General features: G+C 59.1%; 18 protein-coding genes and 1 pseudogene. 8 read left to right on the top strand and 11 right to left on the bottom strand.

The window, feature by feature from the left end; genetic code table 11:
- Nucleotides 1-35: 35 nt before the first annotated feature.
- The 4 genes from AC5SEO_RS12100 to AC5SEO_RS12115 are packed head-to-tail and all read right to left on the bottom strand — an operon-like array spanning nucleotide 36 to nucleotide 3946.
- Nucleotides 36-764, bottom strand: coding sequence for an ABC transporter ATP-binding protein (locus AC5SEO_RS12100; RefSeq protein WP_003513939.1), 729 nt, complete (start codon nucleotides 762-764; stop codon nucleotides 36-38).
- Nucleotides 764-1642: an ABC transporter ATP-binding protein gene (locus AC5SEO_RS12105; RefSeq protein WP_019565106.1), complete on the bottom strand. Its 879-nt coding sequence runs from the start codon at nucleotides 1640-1642 to the stop codon at nucleotides 764-766. The genes AC5SEO_RS12100 and AC5SEO_RS12105 overlap by 1 nt, the downstream gene beginning before the upstream one ends.
- Nucleotides 1642-2994 carry a high-affinity branched-chain amino acid ABC transporter permease LivM gene (livM, locus tag AC5SEO_RS12110; RefSeq protein WP_370647612.1) on the bottom strand — a complete coding sequence of 451 codons (1353 nt, stop codon included), beginning with the start codon at nucleotides 2992-2994 and terminating at the stop codon, nucleotides 1642-1644. The genes AC5SEO_RS12105 and livM overlap by 1 nt, the downstream gene beginning before the upstream one ends.
- 49 nt (nucleotides 2995-3043) lie before the next feature.
- Nucleotides 3044-3946 (bottom strand): branched-chain amino acid ABC transporter permease, encoded by a 903-nt coding sequence (locus AC5SEO_RS12115; RefSeq protein ID WP_003513958.1) that lies wholly within the window; start codon nucleotides 3944-3946, stop codon nucleotides 3044-3046.
- A gap of 335 nt (nucleotides 3947-4281) precedes the next feature.
- Here AC5SEO_RS12115 and cysQ point away from each other — a divergent pair, with 335 nt between their 5' ends.
- From cysQ to AC5SEO_RS12135, 4 genes are all read left to right on the top strand, one after another.
- Nucleotides 4282-5076, top strand: a complete 795-nt coding sequence (gene cysQ, locus AC5SEO_RS12120; RefSeq protein ID WP_174068591.1) for a 3'(2'),5'-bisphosphate nucleotidase CysQ — start codon at nucleotides 4282-4284, stop codon at nucleotides 5074-5076.
- A 399-nt stretch (nucleotides 5077-5475) separates the two neighbouring features.
- Nucleotides 5476-6519, top strand: coding sequence for a DUF2793 domain-containing protein (locus AC5SEO_RS12125; protein WP_174068592.1), 1044 nt, complete (start codon nucleotides 5476-5478; stop codon nucleotides 6517-6519).
- Nucleotides 6520-6710: 191 nt separating this feature from the next.
- Nucleotides 6711-6986, top strand: coding sequence for a CtrA inhibitor SciP (gene sciP, locus AC5SEO_RS12130; protein WP_003513963.1), 276 nt, complete (start codon nucleotides 6711-6713; stop codon nucleotides 6984-6986).
- 220 nt (nucleotides 6987-7206) lie between these two features.
- Nucleotides 7207-7488 (top strand): GNAT family N-acetyltransferase, encoded by a 282-nt coding sequence (locus AC5SEO_RS12135; protein WP_013636729.1) that lies wholly within the window; start codon nucleotides 7207-7209, stop codon nucleotides 7486-7488.
- A gap of 210 nt (nucleotides 7489-7698) precedes the next feature.
- Here the strand turns inward: AC5SEO_RS12135 and AC5SEO_RS12140 are convergent, their stop codons facing one another.
- Both AC5SEO_RS12140 and AC5SEO_RS12145 read right to left on the bottom strand, forming a co-directional pair.
- A complete protein-coding gene (locus tag AC5SEO_RS12140; RefSeq protein ID WP_003513967.1) occupies nucleotides 7699-7902 on the bottom strand; it encodes a DUF1059 domain-containing protein in 204 nt (67 codons plus the stop codon).
- Nucleotides 7903-8214: 312 nt separating this feature from the next.
- On the bottom strand, nucleotides 8215-8565 hold the full coding sequence (locus AC5SEO_RS12145) for a flagellar export protein FliJ (protein ID WP_013636730.1): 351 nt from the start codon (nucleotides 8563-8565) through the stop codon (nucleotides 8215-8217).
- A gap of 481 nt (nucleotides 8566-9046) precedes the next feature.
- Between AC5SEO_RS12145 and ctrA the strand changes: the two genes are divergently transcribed.
- Both ctrA and AC5SEO_RS12155 read left to right on the top strand, forming a co-directional pair.
- Nucleotides 9047-9751 (top strand): response regulator transcription factor CtrA, encoded by a 705-nt coding sequence (ctrA, locus tag AC5SEO_RS12150; RefSeq protein WP_003491823.1) that lies wholly within the window; start codon nucleotides 9047-9049, stop codon nucleotides 9749-9751.
- A gap of 82 nt (nucleotides 9752-9833) precedes the next feature.
- Nucleotides 9834-10349, top strand: a complete 516-nt coding sequence (locus AC5SEO_RS12155) for a GNAT family N-acetyltransferase (RefSeq protein ID WP_111804610.1) — start codon at nucleotides 9834-9836, stop codon at nucleotides 10347-10349.
- Nucleotides 10350-10399: 50 nt separating this feature from the next.
- On the opposite strand, the pseudogene AC5SEO_RS12160 reads toward AC5SEO_RS12155, so the two are convergent.
- The 3 genes and pseudogenes from AC5SEO_RS12160 to chpT form a co-directional block, all read right to left on the bottom strand.
- Nucleotides 10400-10638, bottom strand: a pseudogene (locus tag AC5SEO_RS12160) (alpha/beta hydrolase family protein); the annotation flags it as partial.
- A 172-nt stretch (nucleotides 10639-10810) separates the two neighbouring features.
- Nucleotides 10811-11341 (bottom strand): GNAT family N-acetyltransferase, encoded by a 531-nt coding sequence (locus AC5SEO_RS12165; protein ID WP_113292369.1) that lies wholly within the window; start codon nucleotides 11339-11341, stop codon nucleotides 10811-10813.
- An 86-nt stretch (nucleotides 11342-11427) separates the two neighbouring features.
- Nucleotides 11428-12075: a histidine phosphotransferase ChpT gene (gene chpT, locus AC5SEO_RS12170; protein ID WP_003513974.1), complete on the bottom strand. Its 648-nt coding sequence runs from the start codon at nucleotides 12073-12075 to the stop codon at nucleotides 11428-11430.
- A 250-nt stretch (nucleotides 12076-12325) separates the two neighbouring features.
- Between chpT and AC5SEO_RS12175 the strand changes: the two genes are divergently transcribed.
- Together AC5SEO_RS12175 and AC5SEO_RS12180 are read left to right on the top strand one after the other, a co-directional pair.
- Nucleotides 12326-12922: a DUF1134 domain-containing protein gene (locus AC5SEO_RS12175; protein WP_003513975.1), complete on the top strand. Its 597-nt coding sequence runs from the start codon at nucleotides 12326-12328 to the stop codon at nucleotides 12920-12922.
- Nucleotides 12923-13065: 143 nt separating this feature from the next.
- The gene (locus AC5SEO_RS12180) at nucleotides 13066-14265 is read left to right on the top strand and encodes a coiled-coil domain-containing protein (RefSeq protein WP_112675677.1); all 1200 of its coding nucleotides are present in this window, start codon (nucleotides 13066-13068) and stop codon (nucleotides 14263-14265) included.
- 212 nt (nucleotides 14266-14477) lie between these two features.
- Here the strand turns inward: AC5SEO_RS12180 and AC5SEO_RS12185 are convergent, their stop codons facing one another.
- Together AC5SEO_RS12185 and AC5SEO_RS12190 are read right to left on the bottom strand one after the other, a co-directional pair.
- A complete protein-coding gene (locus AC5SEO_RS12185; protein ID WP_003513977.1) occupies nucleotides 14478-15350 on the bottom strand; it encodes a TrmH family RNA methyltransferase in 873 nt (290 codons plus the stop codon).
- The gene (locus tag AC5SEO_RS12190) at nucleotides 15340-15732 is read right to left on the bottom strand and encodes a hypothetical protein (RefSeq protein WP_003513978.1); all 393 of its coding nucleotides are present in this window, start codon (nucleotides 15730-15732) and stop codon (nucleotides 15340-15342) included. Before AC5SEO_RS12190 ends, AC5SEO_RS12185 begins: the two co-directional genes overlap by 11 nt.
- Nucleotide 15733 lies beyond the last annotated feature (1 nt).

Here is a 15733-nt window from a genome sequence, read left to right on the forward strand (position 1 = left end):
TTGCGCCGCAAAATTTCCGGCGCAAGTAAAATCTTTCAGTGCCGGCCGCCTTCGAGATAGGCCGCGCGTACCTGCGGATCAGCCAGCAATTCCCTGCCCGAACCGCTCATCGTCACCTTGCCGTTGACCATCACATAGGCGCGGTCGGAAAGCTTCAGTGCCGCAAAGGCGTTCTGTTCAACGAGGAAGACGGTCAGGCCCTCTTCCTGGTTGAGCTTCTTGATGGCCTCGAAGATGCCCTTGACGATCAGCGGGGCAAGGCCCAGCGACGGCTCGTCGAGAAGCAGCAGTTTCGGCCGTGCCATCAGCGCGCGGCCGATGGAGAGCATCTGCTGCTCGCCGCCGGAAAGCGTACCGCCACGCTGGCTCTGACGTTCTTTCAGCCGCGGGAACATGACGAAAATCTTCTCGACGTCCTCTTTGAAATATTTGAGGTTGTCGAGATTGGCGCCCATCTGCAGGTTTTCCAGCACCGTCATGCGCGGGAAAATCCGGCGGCCCTCGGGTGACTGGGCAATGCGCTTGCGGGCGATAAGGTGCGTCGGCAGGCGGGTAATGTCTTCGCCGTCGAACGTCACCTGGCCAGTGCGCGCCTGCGGGCTGCCGCAGATGGTCATCATCAGTGTCGATTTGCCGGCGCCGTTGGCGCCGATAAGGCTGACGATCTCGCCCTTGTTGACCTCGACATCGACACCGGCCAAGGCCCGGATGTTACCGTAGTAGGTTTCGACACCCTGTACTTTGAGAAGCGGTTCACCGGACATCAGGCCACTCCTCCGTCGAGTTCTTCCGCAATCACGTCTTCCACTTCATCATCCTCGACACCCAGATAGGCGGCGATGACCTTCGGGTCGTTCTTCACATGGTCCGGCGAACCGTCGGAAATCTTCTGGCCGTATTCGAGAACCACGACGTGATCGGAAATCTGCATCACCACCGACATGTCGTGCTCGATCAGAAGCAGCGACGTGCCTTCGTCGCGGATACCGCGCAGTAGCGCATTGAGCGCCAGCGATTCCTTCGGGTTGAGACCGGCCGCCGGTTCATCGAGGCACAGAAGTTCCGGCCCCGTGCACATGGCGCGGGCAATTTCCAGACGGCGCTGCGCGCCATAGGGCAGATCGCCGGCCGGGTCGTCGGCGCGGTCGGTCAGATCGGCCTTGTCCAGCCAGTATTTCGCCTTATCGATCGAACTGTTGACCGCCCTCTTGTAGGCGGGCAGGCCGAGAAGACCGAGAATGGTGTAGCCCGATGCCTTCATAAGCGCATTGTGCTGCGCCACCAGCAGGTTTTCCAGAACCGTCAGACCCGAAAACAGGCGGATGTTCTGGAAGGTACGCGCCACCTTCGCCTTCTTGGTAATCTCGAAATCCGGCAGGCGCTCCAGAAGATGCGCCTCGCCGTTTTGCTGACGCATGGTGATCATGCCCATCGTCGGCTTGTAGAAGCCGGTGATGCAGTTGAAAACAGTGGTCTTTCCAGCACCGTTCGGGCCGATCAGCGCCGTGATCTCGCCGCGCTTCGCCTCGAAGGAGAAGTCATTGATGGCCATCAGGCCGCCAAACCGCATCGAGAGATGTTCGACCTTGAGGATCGTGTCGCCAGTTAGATTGGGTGTCATGTTTGTCGTTCCGGAAGCCATCAACCGTGACCTTCCTTGGTAAAGCTGCCCGAGACGGCCTTGCGTTCCCTGAGGAAGGCCGTCGGTTCTCGTGAGCCGACAAAGCCGCGCGGCTTGAACAGCATGACAATGACCATGGCGAGACCGAACAGGAGCATGCGGTAGAGTTCCGGCGTGAAATCAGGCCCGAAGACATGCTTCAGGAATTCCATTTCGCGCAGCAGCTCCGTGCCGCCGACCATGACGAGGGCGGCAATGGCGATGCCCGTGAGCGAACCCATGCCGCCGAGAACGACAATGGCAAGGATGACGGCCGATTCCAGGAAGACGAAGCTTTCCGGCGATACGAAACCCTGACGGGCGGCGAAGAAGGAACCGGCGAAACCGCCAAACATCGCGCCTGTCGCAAAAGCGGTAAGCTTGGTGATGACGGTATCGATGCCGAGCGAACGGCAGGCGATTTCGTCTTCACGCAAAGCTTCCCACGCCCGGCCGATCGGCATGCGGCGCAGCTTGATGGTGACGTAAGCCGTCAGCATGCACAGAAGCAGGATCACGTAGAACAGGAAGATCTTGTAATAGGCCGACGACATCGTCAGGCCGAAGGCCTTGGCGAAATTGTTCGGCGCGCCGACATCGAAGGACCAGATGCCGAAGATAGACGCCTTGGCGATGCCGGAAATGCCGAAGGTGCCCTTGGTCACATCCGTCCAGTTCAACAGCACGAGACGGATGATTTCACCGAAGGCGAGCGTGACGATGGCAAGATAGTCGCCACGAAGTCTGAGCACCGGGAAGCCGAGAATGATGCCCCAGAAGCCCGCGAGAATGCCGGCCACCGGCAGAAGCACCCAGAAGGACAGGCCGAGATGGCTTGACAGCAGCGCGTAGGAATAGGCGCCCACCGCATAGAAGGCCACATAACCGAGATCGAGCAGGCCCGCGAGGCCAACGACGATGTTGAGGCCCCACGCCAGCATCACATAGATCAGGATCTGGATGCCGAAATTGTCGACGAATTTCAGCGAGCCCTGAAAACCGAACAGCTGCACGGCGACGACGGGATAAAGCAGCAGCAGGACAAGCGCGAGCTTCAGGAAGTGCTTGTGGAAAAAGCCTTTTTCCTCGGAGATTTCCAGAATGCCGCTTTTGGCCTTGGCAAGCTTGCGGCGATCCATCGACGGCCGGATGAAGCCGACCATCAGGAAACGGCCGATGGCGGCGACGCCGACGAAGATCGACAGAAGCCCCCAGCGGGTGCCCCAGATAAGCTGGTTATTGATGTCCTGATAGGTGACGATACCGACGTAAAGAATGAACATGCCGAGCGAGACGATGCCCGCAAAGATGCCTTCCTTCACCGCCGTTGCCATCAGGCTCGGGCTGGAAGTGTCGTTTTCGGAAGCGATATTGGTCATGGGATCACACCTTCTCGACTTCCGGACGACCGAGAATGCCGGTCGGCTTGAAGATCAGCACGAAAGCCAGGATGCCGAATGCCGCGACGTCCTTGTAGGCAATGGAGAAATAGGCGGACCAGAGAGATTCGATGAGGCCGATCAGGAGACCGCCGAGAACGGCGCCCGGAAGCGAACCGATACCGCCGAGAACCGCTGCGGTAAACGCCTTGACGCCCGGAATGAAGCCATCGTTGAAGGATGCGACACCGTAATACATCAGATACATCGTACCGGCGACCGCCGCGAGTGCGGCACCCATGATGAAGGTGATCGAGATCGTCTTGTCGACATCCACACCCAGAAGGGCCGCCATCTTGCGGTCCTGTTCCGTGGCGCGCTGCGCCCGGCCGAGCGGAGTCTTGTTGACGATGTACCAGAAGGCGAACAGCAGCACCGACGTCACCGCCATGATGATGAACTGCTTCAGCGAGACGGTGATGGAGCCGAAATGGTAGCTGTCCGTCACCATTGACGGGATCGGCTTGTTACGCGGACCCTGTGTCACCTGGATGAAGTTGGACAGCGCGATCGACATGCCGATGGCGGTGATCAGCGGCGCAAGGCGGAACGAGCCTCTGAGCGGACGGTAGGCCACGCGCTCGATCACCCAGTTCCACAGGCCGGTCATCAGCATGGCGACGACCATCATCAAAATCAGAAGAAGCGCCACCGGAATACCGGCAAAAAACGATGTTGCGATCAGAAAAACGATCAGCGCGGCGAAACCGCCAAGCATGAAAATATCGCCATGAGCGAAGTTGATCATGCCGATGATGCCGTAGACCATCGTATAGCCAATTGCGATGAGGCCGTAGATCGATCCAAGAGTCAGCCCGTTGATGAGCTGCTGGATAAAATACTCCATGTCTTTCCCCTGGGCATGACCTCTAATGAGCCACGCCTCGTTTATGTTAATTATAGGGGGAACCTTTTCGATTAGCCCCCACCTGCAAAATGCATATCGTGTTCGCTAAAAATGTGAAGTCAAAAACGGGCGATCCTGCACAAAATTTGGAATTTCCACATTCGTTGCCGTTTTCCCGATCAGAATAGCCAGGATTTCGGCAGTAAGTGCTAAAAAATTGGCGTTCGAATGCTTATTTCAGTGTTGCCTGACGCATTGTTTGACGGGTGGCGGGCAAAAGAGTAGCGAAATAGAGGGGCAAAGGATCCCCGGCACGAAATGGCAACGGCAACAAGATGATCGACATATTGACGAAAGCGGCGCTGGACGCCGGGCAGGCAATCATGGCGGTCCATCGCGCCGGGCCACACGTATCGTACAAGGACGATTGCTCACCCGTGACCGAGGCAGACCAGCGGGCGGAGGTGATCATTCTGCAGGCACTGGCTGCGCATTTTCCCGAAATCCCGGTCATTGCCGAAGAAGCGGTCTCGAACGGCATTCTGCCGGAGACAGGCACGGAATTTTTTCTGGTCGATCCGCTGGATGGGACCAAGGAATTCATTTCCGGCAAGGATGATTTCACCGTCAATATCGCCCTGATCAGAAACGGCGTGCCGGTTGTAGGCGTTGTTTACGCCCCCTGCCGCGGCCAGGCCTGGACCGGCAAGGACAACAGCGCCGAAAAGCTCGCAATATCAGGCGAAGGAGCGATCCTCGCGCGCCACCCCATCCGCGCACGCCAGCGCGGCGCCTCCCCCGTGGCGCTGATCAGCCGCTCGCACTGTACCGCGAAAACGGAAGCCTTCGTGGCCGAACACGGCCTGAAAGACTGCATTTCCGTCGGTTCCTCACTGAAATTCTGCATGCTGGCGGAAGGTGCTGCCGATATCTATCCCCGCTTCAGCCGCACCATGATGTGGGATACGGCGGCAGGCGACGCCGTACTGCGCGCCGCCGGTGGCAGAACGCTGGATTGCGAGGGGCGGCTGCTTGCCTATGAGGTGAGAGGCGATGGTGAAGATGCACTCGCCAACCCGGATTTCATTGCCGAGGGCGCAATGGCGGTTGCGGCGGATATCGCGCGATAGGACGGCGACGATGCCGGGATATGGTGATTGCGCTTTTTTAGACGTTCGCTTCGGTGCCTGCGGCTTCACCCCCCTCTGCCCTGCCGGGCATCTCCCCCACAAGGGTGGAGATCAACTCGTGGCGGGGTCCCGCCAATCTCGACGTTTGAGAACGAAGCGGGGGTAGCGCATCTTGCTGATCTCCCTCCTTGTGGGGGAGATGCCCGGCAGGGCAGAGGGGGTGAAGCCGCAGGCACCGAAGCAAAGACTGCTCTCCCGCTCGCCCACAGCCACCCATCTCGGCAACCACGGAACGCACTCCCCACCGAAGCCGCAAAAATAATCTTCCCCGCTCATCCCCGCCCCGCCCCGCCGCATCACAATCGCCGGCGAACAGCCACGGAGCGCGGAAGAGACATCATGACTGAACAGACGGCGAGACTTAGGCTTCCTTATATCCTGCCCTCGCAGGCACAGAAACACGTCACCCACAACGAGGCGCTGCAGCGGCTGGACGCGATCGTCCAGCTGGTCGTCAAGGACGTGGTCGCCGCCCCGCCCGACAATGCGCCGGAGGGAGACTGCTTCCTGCTCTCGCTTGACGCCGCTGGCGACTGGGCGGGCAAGGGCGGGAAGCTTGCCTTCCGGCAGGACGGTGCATGGCTGCTGATAGTGCCGCAGCCCGGCTGGACGGCATGGTTTTCCAGCGAGGGTAAACATCGCGTCCTGCGGGACAGCGCATGGCGGGACGTGCCGCTGCCTGCCGCGGCGACCCTCGAAAAGCTTGGTATTGGCACACAGGCCGATGTCACCAACCGTCTGGCGCTTGCCGCCCCCGCCAGCCTCTTCACCCACACAGAAGAGAACGGCAACCACCGCATGGCGATCAACAAGGCGGCAAAGGCCGATACCGCCTCGCTGCTGTTCCAGTCCGGCTGGAGCGGCCGGGCGGAAATGGGCCTTGCAGGCAATGACGGTTTTTCGATCAAGACCAGCGCCGACGGCATTTCCTGGCACACGGCCCTTTTGTGCAGCGGCGACGGCAGGGTCACGATGCCGAACCGGCCCGTGGTTCTGGCAAGCCTGCCTTCGGGCACGACGAGGCCGGTCAACGGCTCGGCTTCGGGGTTTTCCATGCTCTTCATCGACGAGGGTGGTTTCGTTCTCGGCGACGCGGTCGGCACAGGCGGCGGAAGAGAACTCGTCGTTCCCGTGAAAGGTCTCTATCTGGCCACCCTGTCGCTTGCCGTGGTGTCCTCCTCCGGGCACCGGGTTTCGCTTGCCGTCAACGGCGCGGCTGGCGGCCTCACTGTAGCGGGCAACGCCTCCAATGCCGGCACCTCGCAGTCGACGACCCTTATCCTGCCCCTCAATGCCGGCGATCGCCTGCGTCTGTTGCATGAGGGAACCGCGGAATTCGCCCAAGGCAGCGGGAAAACGTGCCTTTCGCTTGCGGCGCTGTGAGGAAAACAACCGATGGACGATAAAAAACACGATTTTTGGAAAAATTTTTTCCCGACAAAATAAGGCGACTCGAACAGATCGGGCGAAACCGTTCAAATTCTTAATAAATTGTCACGAACTGCTTAGGCAATTTTTAAAGGTACGGGGCTAAAGTTCCCGTCATATGGTCTTGAGTTTGTATAGAGTGTCCAATGACCGAAATGATACGCCCACGAGTTAAATATGTCATCGGCCCCGATGGCAGCCCTCTGACGATTGCGGATCTTCCGCCGTCAAATACCCGTCGATGGGTTATTCGCAGAAAGGCAGAGGTCGTCGCCGCCGTGCGCGGAGGACTTCTGAGCCTTGAGGAAGCCTGCGAGCGTTATACGCTCACCGTCGAAGAATTCCTGTCCTGGCAGTCGTCGATTGCCGATCATGGCCTTGCCGGCCTGCGCACCACGCGCATTCAGCAATATCGCCACTAAACCAGTGCGCCGGCGCGGCAAAGCGCCCAAACCGAACTTCCAAAACGCCCCGTCGCATCGACGGGGCTTTCGGTTTGATTTTGGATGTCCCCTGAAAATTGCCAGACACAGCCGGTGACTGTCACCGGTTTGTGTCCACTGCGTTCGCTATCCCGCTGTTTCAATTCAGGCGCAGGCCGTTACAGTGGAAAAAACGAAAAGCAATGCGAAGGCAGAGATCATGGATATCAAGACAACCGAAACCGGATCGCACGGCGAATATTCGGCAACCATCGACGGCCACAAGGCCGAGATGACCTATTCGCGCACCTCCCCTTCCCTCATCATCATCGACCATACAGGCGTGCCCGATGCACTGCGCGGCAAAGGTGTCGGCCAGGCGCTCGCGGCCCACGCGATCGATGAAGCGCGCAAGGGCGGCTGGAAAATCATTCCGCTCTGCCCCTTCTTCAAGGCTCAGACGCTACGCCACCCTGACTGGGCAGATGTTATCAAGGGGTAACTAGCCAGACGGGCTGAGGCTCGGGACAAAACCTCAAGTTTGTTTTTTAGCGAAAGCGGAGCCCACACGCTCCGTCACCCCGGCCAAGAGCCGGGGTCCAGCCAGCTCAAATCCTTGAGCTTAAGGGAATCTTCCGCCGCGCAGACGCGCGTCGGCTGGATGCCGGATCAGGCCCGGCATGTCGACGGATAGGTTTCAGGCTGCCAGCAATCACGCCACCTTCAGCGGCGGTGTTCCTGCATGTATGCTCCTTCGAACTTCGGCCCGAAATTCCGGCGTATCCTCGGCGCCATGCACTGCCACGGCATGTTGAACCGCCGCTTCCATGAGCTCCTCCGGCGTATCGGCTGAGATGGCGATCGAGCATTTGCTGTCGCTCGGGAATTCGCGGCAATCGATATATTGGCGGGCCATTTGTTTCCTCCCCGCTTCTGGCCCACCCGCGTCCGCGCAGGGCGCGCGTGGGACAAGCCTCCGGCTCTTGGTCGGAACTTCACCAAATTACGCCTTTCCCTGGCCCCGGACAATCGAAAACGCAGGGATTCCCTCCATCCCTGCCCCGCAAGAAACCAGCAGGGCAAGGCGCTGCGGTGCACCAAAGCAAAAGGCCGCCAACGAGAGGCGGCCTTCCAGAAAAAAGCATGGGCATCCGGTCATTGAAAGCCGCCTCCTGATCCACCGGCAGCCGTCAATGAGGACGATCCTTATATGATCTTGCGCCAATACCTAGGCGCGGGCGCGGATCGCTCCGTCGCGGTTTTCCAGTGCCGCCGCCTTTTCATATTCGGCCTGCACCTCTTCCAGAGAAGCCTCTGCGGCTTCCTGCTGGGTCTTCAGCTCCCGGATCGAGACCTGAAGATTGTCCGCACGCTGACGCGCGGCCTTGGCGAAGGTCGGATATGCGAAGTGGGTCGGATCGGTAATGCCGGACTTGCTCTCTTCCAGCGATATCTGATGCACCAGTTCCTTTGCCATCCGCTCAAACTCGGACATCATCTGCTGCAACTGGCTAAGTTGCCGGCGTTTTTCATTAACCTGAAATTCTTTCAGGCGAACCAGGCTGTCACGCGACTTCATACGCAATACTCCATGGATAGCGAGACCCGGATCAAAAAGGCACTATGCCCCCTCGATCGGCCCGTTTAACCCGCCCGCTCAACCGGCCCGGTTAACCCGTTGTGCCGGAATGATTCCCAAAAGTTACCCGGCGTTAATAAAAAAACGCCGCCGTTAACCTTTCGTTTACGGGCATCGTTAATGATAAACACGATCATTTAAGGGTCGGTAAATGCCAGGTCCAAAAAAACGGGCCCGACGATGTAAGAGTCGATTGAATCACTTAGCGAGATATCCTCACGTTAAGCTTCAATTTTGGCGATGGTGGATTCACGTGCAAAAACAGCGAAATGCCAACTTTGCTTAATAAATTCGATACACCTTGCCAAAGGCAATTAGAATTTGTTAACCATTTGGTGGCAGCCTGCAAATCAGGCAACGTCTGGATCCGCATCGCGCGAGGCAATGATTTACCAATCTGCGGGCGGCAAAGGGGATAATTATGCGGGTTCTACTTATTGAAGACGACAGCGCAACAGCGCAGAGCATCGAACTGATGCTCAAGTCGGAAAGTTTTAACGTCTACACGACCGACCTCGGCGAGGAAGGCGTGGACCTCGGTAAACTCTACGATTACGACATTATTCTTCTCGATCTCAACCTGCCCGACATGTCGGGTTACGAGGTCTTGAGAACCTTGCGCCTTTCCAAGGTCAAGACACCCATCCTCATCCTCTCCGGCATGGCCGGTATCGAGGACAAGGTTCGTGGTCTCGGCTTCGGCGCAGACGACTACATGACGAAGCCGTTCCACAAGGACGAGCTTGTTGCCCGTATTCACGCAATCGTCCGCCGTTCCAAGGGCCATGCGCAATCGGTCATCTCCACCGGCGAGCTGATCGTCAATCTCGATGCCAAGACGGTTGAAGTGGGCGGCCAGCGCGTTCACCTGACCGGCAAGGAATATCAGATGCTTGAGCTGCTTTCGCTGCGCAAGGGCACGACGCTGACCAAGGAAATGTTCCTGAACCACCTTTATGGCGGCATGGACGAACCGGAACTGAAGATCATCGACGTCTTCATCTGCAAGCTGCGCAAGAAGCTCGCAAATGCTGCAGGCGGCGCAAACTACATCGAAACCGTCTGGGGCCGCGGTTATGTCCTGCGCGAGCCTGATGGAGCCACGGAATTTCTCGAAACCGCCTGATCCCCTTCAGGATATGGCAGTTTTTAAAAGACCCGCTGGCGACAGCGGGTTTTTTGTTGCGATTTCATGATTGGATAGTGCCATGGACCATTCTATCCCCACCCTCAGAACGCAACGCCTGATTTTGCGCCCGCAGATCATGGCGGATTTCCCCGCCTATAGAGACTTTATGGCGTCGACCCGCTCCATCGGCGTCGGCGGACCATATGACCTGCCGTCAACCTGGGGCGTTTTTTGTCACGATCTCGCCAACTGGCATTTTTTCGGCCACGGGGCGCTCATGATCGAACTTGGCGAAACCGGGCAATGTATCGGCCAGGTCGGCATCAATCACGGCCCGCTATTTCCCGAAAAGGAACTGGGCTGGCTGCTTTATGGCGGCCAGGAAGGCCACGGTTATGCTGCGGAAGCGGCCTCTGCACTGCGCGACTGGGCATTCGAGACCCTGAAATTGCAGACGCTGGTCAGCTATGTCTCGCCGCGCAACAGCAAATCCGCAGCGGTTGCACAGCGCCTCGGCGGTGTTATCGACCCATCGGCACCACGGTCTGATCCCGAAGACCTTGCCTATCGGTATCATCCGCAAAAAGTGACCTGAAGGATCGGGACGTCGCGCAACGGTTCACCGAGACGTCCCGAACACCTGTCTTAATGCATTTCCACGTTCAGGAAGCCGACAATCGCCTCCGCGATCTGCCGGTGGATGGCCAGGCGGTCCCTGCCCCGCCGTCACGGCAGACGAAACCTTCCCCCGGTGAAAGCTCCTCGACGATTTTTTCGCCGTTTGGCTTGCATGTCTGCATGAAGCTGAAATGGCTGGCATCCGGTATTTCGCGATAAACCGTGGTCGCCTTTGGCAGATTGCGGGCGATATATTCCGAATCAGCTGCGCAGCGGTGGAGAGGATGGCGATGGCAACCACAAAAAAATTGCGCATGTTAAGCTCCAAAAATTGATCTTGGATCAACCCTTGGTTCAAACCGCCACCGCCCGAGACCTCGAACAGGTTTCAGGTCGCCCTGAAACGCGATTGAGACGGCACGGCGGGAATGCGCAGCACTAATAAACCCCCACCACCCGCTCGAAAAGCCGGATGGGATTGCCCCGGAATGTCGAATCGCGAAACAGGCGGAAGCCGAAACGGGCGGCGATGACGAGCGAGGGGGTGTTGAGCGGGTCGATCATGCAGACGGTCCGCTGCGAAATTCCGCTGCGATCGAACCACCCGGTTGCCGCCGCCACCGCCTCGGTCGCGACGCCCTTGCCGTTCAGATCAGCATCGATTTTCCACATCGCTTCTGGCACGCCATCGAAATCGGTGCCGTTTCCACGGCGCATATGGGCAAAGCCCACCTCGCCGACGATACGCCCGGAGCTTGCCTCCTCCACGACAAAGGGACCGAAGCCGAAGACCGACCAATGGCCGATGAAGCGCAAAAGACGGGCAAAGGCGATTTCGGGGTCCAGCGGCGTAATCGATGTGACCCCTTCGATGGGCCGGACATCCGCGCTCCAGAACGCACAATAAAGCGCTTCATCCGTGATGGCGTGCGGCCGCAGGACGAGGCGCGCGGTTGTCAGACGTGTCATGAACCTCTTCCCCAAAAGCAAAAAAGGCCGGCGCGTCGGAAAACGCTACCCGGCCCTTTCACAAAACTACCTCTGCAACTGAACGGTCACGCGGCAACCGTCTTTGCGGTAAACACGATGCGATCCTCATGCACCTTGTATTCCACGGCCATATCGGCCTCCTCCGCCAGAAGCAGCGTGTAATAGGGCTGCACGGAATGGGCGTCGACCGCCTCTTCCAGCCTGCCTTCGTAGATCTCGGCGAATTTGGCCGGAATGCGCATCATCTTGCCCTTGACGGTGATTTCGAATTTGGCGTCACCCTCCGGATCTTCCAGCACCACATCCACATTACCCCCGCGCGGGATCGCGCTGTACGACACGAGAAAGAGGTTGAGCAAAAGTTTGACACGATTTTTCGCGACGATGGCGCGTGGGCCGTTCCAGGTCACTTCGGCCTTCTTTTCGGCGGCAGCGAAATCCTTGGCGGCTTTTTCAGCCTCGCCGGTATCGATCGAAGCGCCAGCGGAGCCGGACGCGCCGAAAGCGAGGCGGGCGAACTTCAGCCGCACGGATGCGTTAAGAGCGGATGTGCGGATGAGATCCAGCGCATCGTCATCGGTGCCGCCCTCGTCCAGCAATTCGAGGCCGTTATTGATGGCGCCGACAGGAGAGATCACGTCATGGCACACACGACTGCACAGAAGAGCTGCCAGATCGGGACCGGACAGCGTGATATTGAGTTTGCTCGTCATAAAATTCTCTCCTGCGCAAGGGAGGCGCGGACGGTGTGGAAATTGTTAAGCCATAATGACACCATATTTGGTAAACCGATTGTTAATAGGATGGTTTCAAAATGCCAAATGCCTTAACAGGCCACCCTGGAGCGCCCTGCGTCCGTTCGGACGTATAAAGGATGCTCTGGAACTTTGAATCTTCGCATGGGCCCTGCCGAAAATCGATTCGGATTTTCGGGCTGATGCACCAACGAACAGACGGACGGACATGACGATGCGCCTTACGAAAACCCGCACCATTGCACGCCTCGGACTGGGAAAGATTTTTGCGCTCCTTGCCAGCCTTTTGATGTGGGCCGCACCGGCCTCGGCCCAGAACAGCGATCAATATTCTTTTCAGGAAGTCGTGGATGCAGGCCACGGATTCTTCGGTGAAACCACCGGCGGGCTCGCCAAGGTGGTGGAACGCGCCTTCCAGCAATACGGTCTTCCGAACGGCTATATTCTGGGGCAGGAAGGCTCCGGCGCTTTCGTCGCGGGCCTCACCTATGGCGAAGGCACGCTTTATACCAAGAATGCCGGCCAGCATCCCGTCTTCTGGCAAGGCCCCTCGCTCGGCCTCGATTACGGCGGCCAGGGCACCCGCGCCATGATGCTGGTCTACAACCTGCCGTCGGTCGATTCGCTTTATCGCCGTTACGGCGGCGTCAGCGGCTCGGCCTTCATCGTCGCCGGCGTCGGCATGACCTATCTGAAAAGCAGCGATGTCACGCTGGCACCCATTCGCACCGGCATCGGCGCGCGCCTCGGCATCAATGTCGGCTACCTGAAGCTTACCCAGGAACCGACCTGGAACCCCTTCTGACGCTGAGATGGGGAGGCACTCTTGCGGCTCCCCGCGCAATTGCCTTGGCGATACCCCTCCCAACAGTTGCAATAATAGCGTAACGTGCTCTCGCGCTCCTCTTTCCGAATGCGCGCGTATCTGAGTTTCGGAGACTGTCTCGCGTGATTGAATATGCCATTCTTTTCGGATTGGGTTTTCTCACCGCAACCCTGCTGGCCTTGCTGATCGCGCCCGCGATCCATCGCCGCATCGTTGCCTATACGGAAAACCGGCTGCGCGCGACAATGCCCATCAGCCCCCAGGAAGTTCGTGCCCAGAAGGACATGGCACGCGCGCTCTATGCCGCCGAAAACGCCAAGGTTCGTCAGGAACTGGACACCGAACGGGAAAAGAACACCTCGCTCCGCCTCGCCAACGAGGCAGCATCCAGCGATGCCTATCGCCTCGGCGAGCAGAACCGCGGCCTTTTGCTGAAAATCGAGGAATTGACGCTGGAAATCGGCGAATTGCGAGGCGCACTCGACGCCAGCGAGGAACGCGCGAGCGCAATACAGGCAAACCTTCTGGAGCAGGAACAGGCCGCAAATGCGCGTGCCGGCCAGATGTCTGAGATCACCGCTCGCCTCACCAATCTGACCCGCGAGCTGGATGATTCGAAAATCCTCGCCGCCACCCGCGATCTGGAGGCCGAGCAGGCAAAACAGACCGCCTCGCGTTTCCGCAAGGAGGGCGAAACGGCGACCCGCGAATTGCAGGATGTCGCTGCCCGCAACAAGGAGGCCATGACGGCGGTTGCGCGCGAAAGCCGCAAGGTTACCCGGCTGGAGGAACAGATCGCCAGTGTCATGGCAAAAAATGCCGATCTCGACACAATGCTCACCCTGCGCAATCAGGAGGTTGCCCGCCTGAAGGAACAGCTTGCCGCAACCGGCGGCCGCGCCGACGACATGATCATCCGTCTGCCCAACCCCGCCGTACTGAACGGGGAAACCGCAAGCCAGCAGCAGAAGGCGCCCGTCCTGCCCGAAATCGCGCCCGTGGTCGCGGCAGACATTCCACCGGTCCCAACCGCCATGGAACCGGCAGCGACGCCGCCGGAAGGTCTGGAGCAGGAGATCGAGGATATCCGCAATCAGGGAACGGCACTCACCGAACGCCTTCTGAATGTGCGCGGCACCGGCAACGACGAACCGATCCGTCGCGAAATCGCCCGCATCGCCGCCCAGATGATCGCGCTCACCGCAGCGCAGGAGGGCGAGAAATCGCCGATCCCGGGGCTGCTTGCGAAGGCCAGCGCCTCGACCGGCCGTGAGAGCCTTGCGAAGCGGGCGAGTGTGTTGATGGAGAAGCGGAAGGGTTGATATTCCCTTCGGTGGGTGTGGTTTACCCCCCTCTGTCCTGCTGGGCATCTCCCCCCCAAGGAGGGAGATCGGCAAGAAGCTTTACGTCACTTCATTCGCAAACATCGAGATGGCCGAGACCTAGCCTCAGGTCGATCTCCCCCTTGTGGGGGAGATGTCCGGCAGGACAGAGGGGGGTGAGCGGCATTCGTCACGAGTAACATCGCGAAGACCTAAACCCGCCCTATCGCCCCCGCCATCTGATAAAGCGCCAGCCCCGAAGCCGTCCCCGCATTCAAACTGTCCAATTGCGGCGACTGCGCAATCCGGGCGGTATGGAACCGAGACAGTACCGATTGCGGCAACCCCTCGCCTTCCGTGCCGATGACCAGCGCCATGCGATCCGAACGTGGAATATCGCGAATCTCGGTCTCGCCATTCGGCGAAAGGCTCCAGATCGCAAAACCGGCCTGCGAAAGCCGCTCCAGCATCTGCACCGCACCACCGCCGCGATGATAGGGAACCGAGAGAACGGAACCGACGGACACCCGGAGCGCCTTGCGATAGAGCGGATCGCATGAAGTCTCGTCCAGAAAAACCGCATCGGCATAAAAGGCCGCGGCGTTGCGGAACATCGCACCCAGATTGTCGTGGTTGGAAATGCCGCAGCCCACCAGCACCAGCGACGAGGCGGGAAGCGCGTCCGTCAACCCGTCCAGCGTAATGTCACGCACCCGGCGGCCGAGCGCCAGAATGCCGCGATGCAGGTGAAAACCGACAATGCTATCCAGCACCGGCGCTTCCGCCACATAGACCGGCACATCGGGCGGAAAATCGGCTAGGATATCCGCGACGCCGGAAAGCCTGTTCTTGAGGATGAGAATGCTCTCCGCCGCAAAGGCACCACCCGCCTTGTGGGCGGCGGCCAGCATGCGCAACACAACCGTGCCTTCCGCGATGAAACGGCCCTGGCGACCGGTGAGATCACGCTCGCGAATATCGCGAAAGGCGGCAATGCGCGGATCGGCCGGGTCTTCGACCGGGATCAGAGCCCGACCGCCCAGGAGCGCATGCGCGCCCGCCGGATCAATATCCTCACTGGGCATCGACCGTCACATCGGCGAGAAACCGGCCGGCCGCGACGTTGAAGACCAGCGCCTTGCGGGTGCCGTTGGCAAGCTTGCCGTAAAACAGCATGTCACCGCCGGAATAGCTGACATTGTCGATTGTAAAGCCCTGCGGCAGGCTGGCGGTCACGGCAAGCGGTCCGTTGCCGGTGGGAACCGCCAGATTTTGCGGTACGCTCTGCGTTACAACGGTTTTCGATGGTCCTACCGCCTTGTAGACAACCGCGCCGAACACAGCCATAAGGCTGATGAACATCACGGAGCCCGACACGATCTGCAAACGGATCATCTTGCGGCGAACTTTATCCATGGCCGGATCAAGCGGCTTGTCTTCCTGTTCGTCTTGCTCGATGTGCGTCATC

The organism is Agrobacterium sp. K11, from assembly GCF_059429395.1.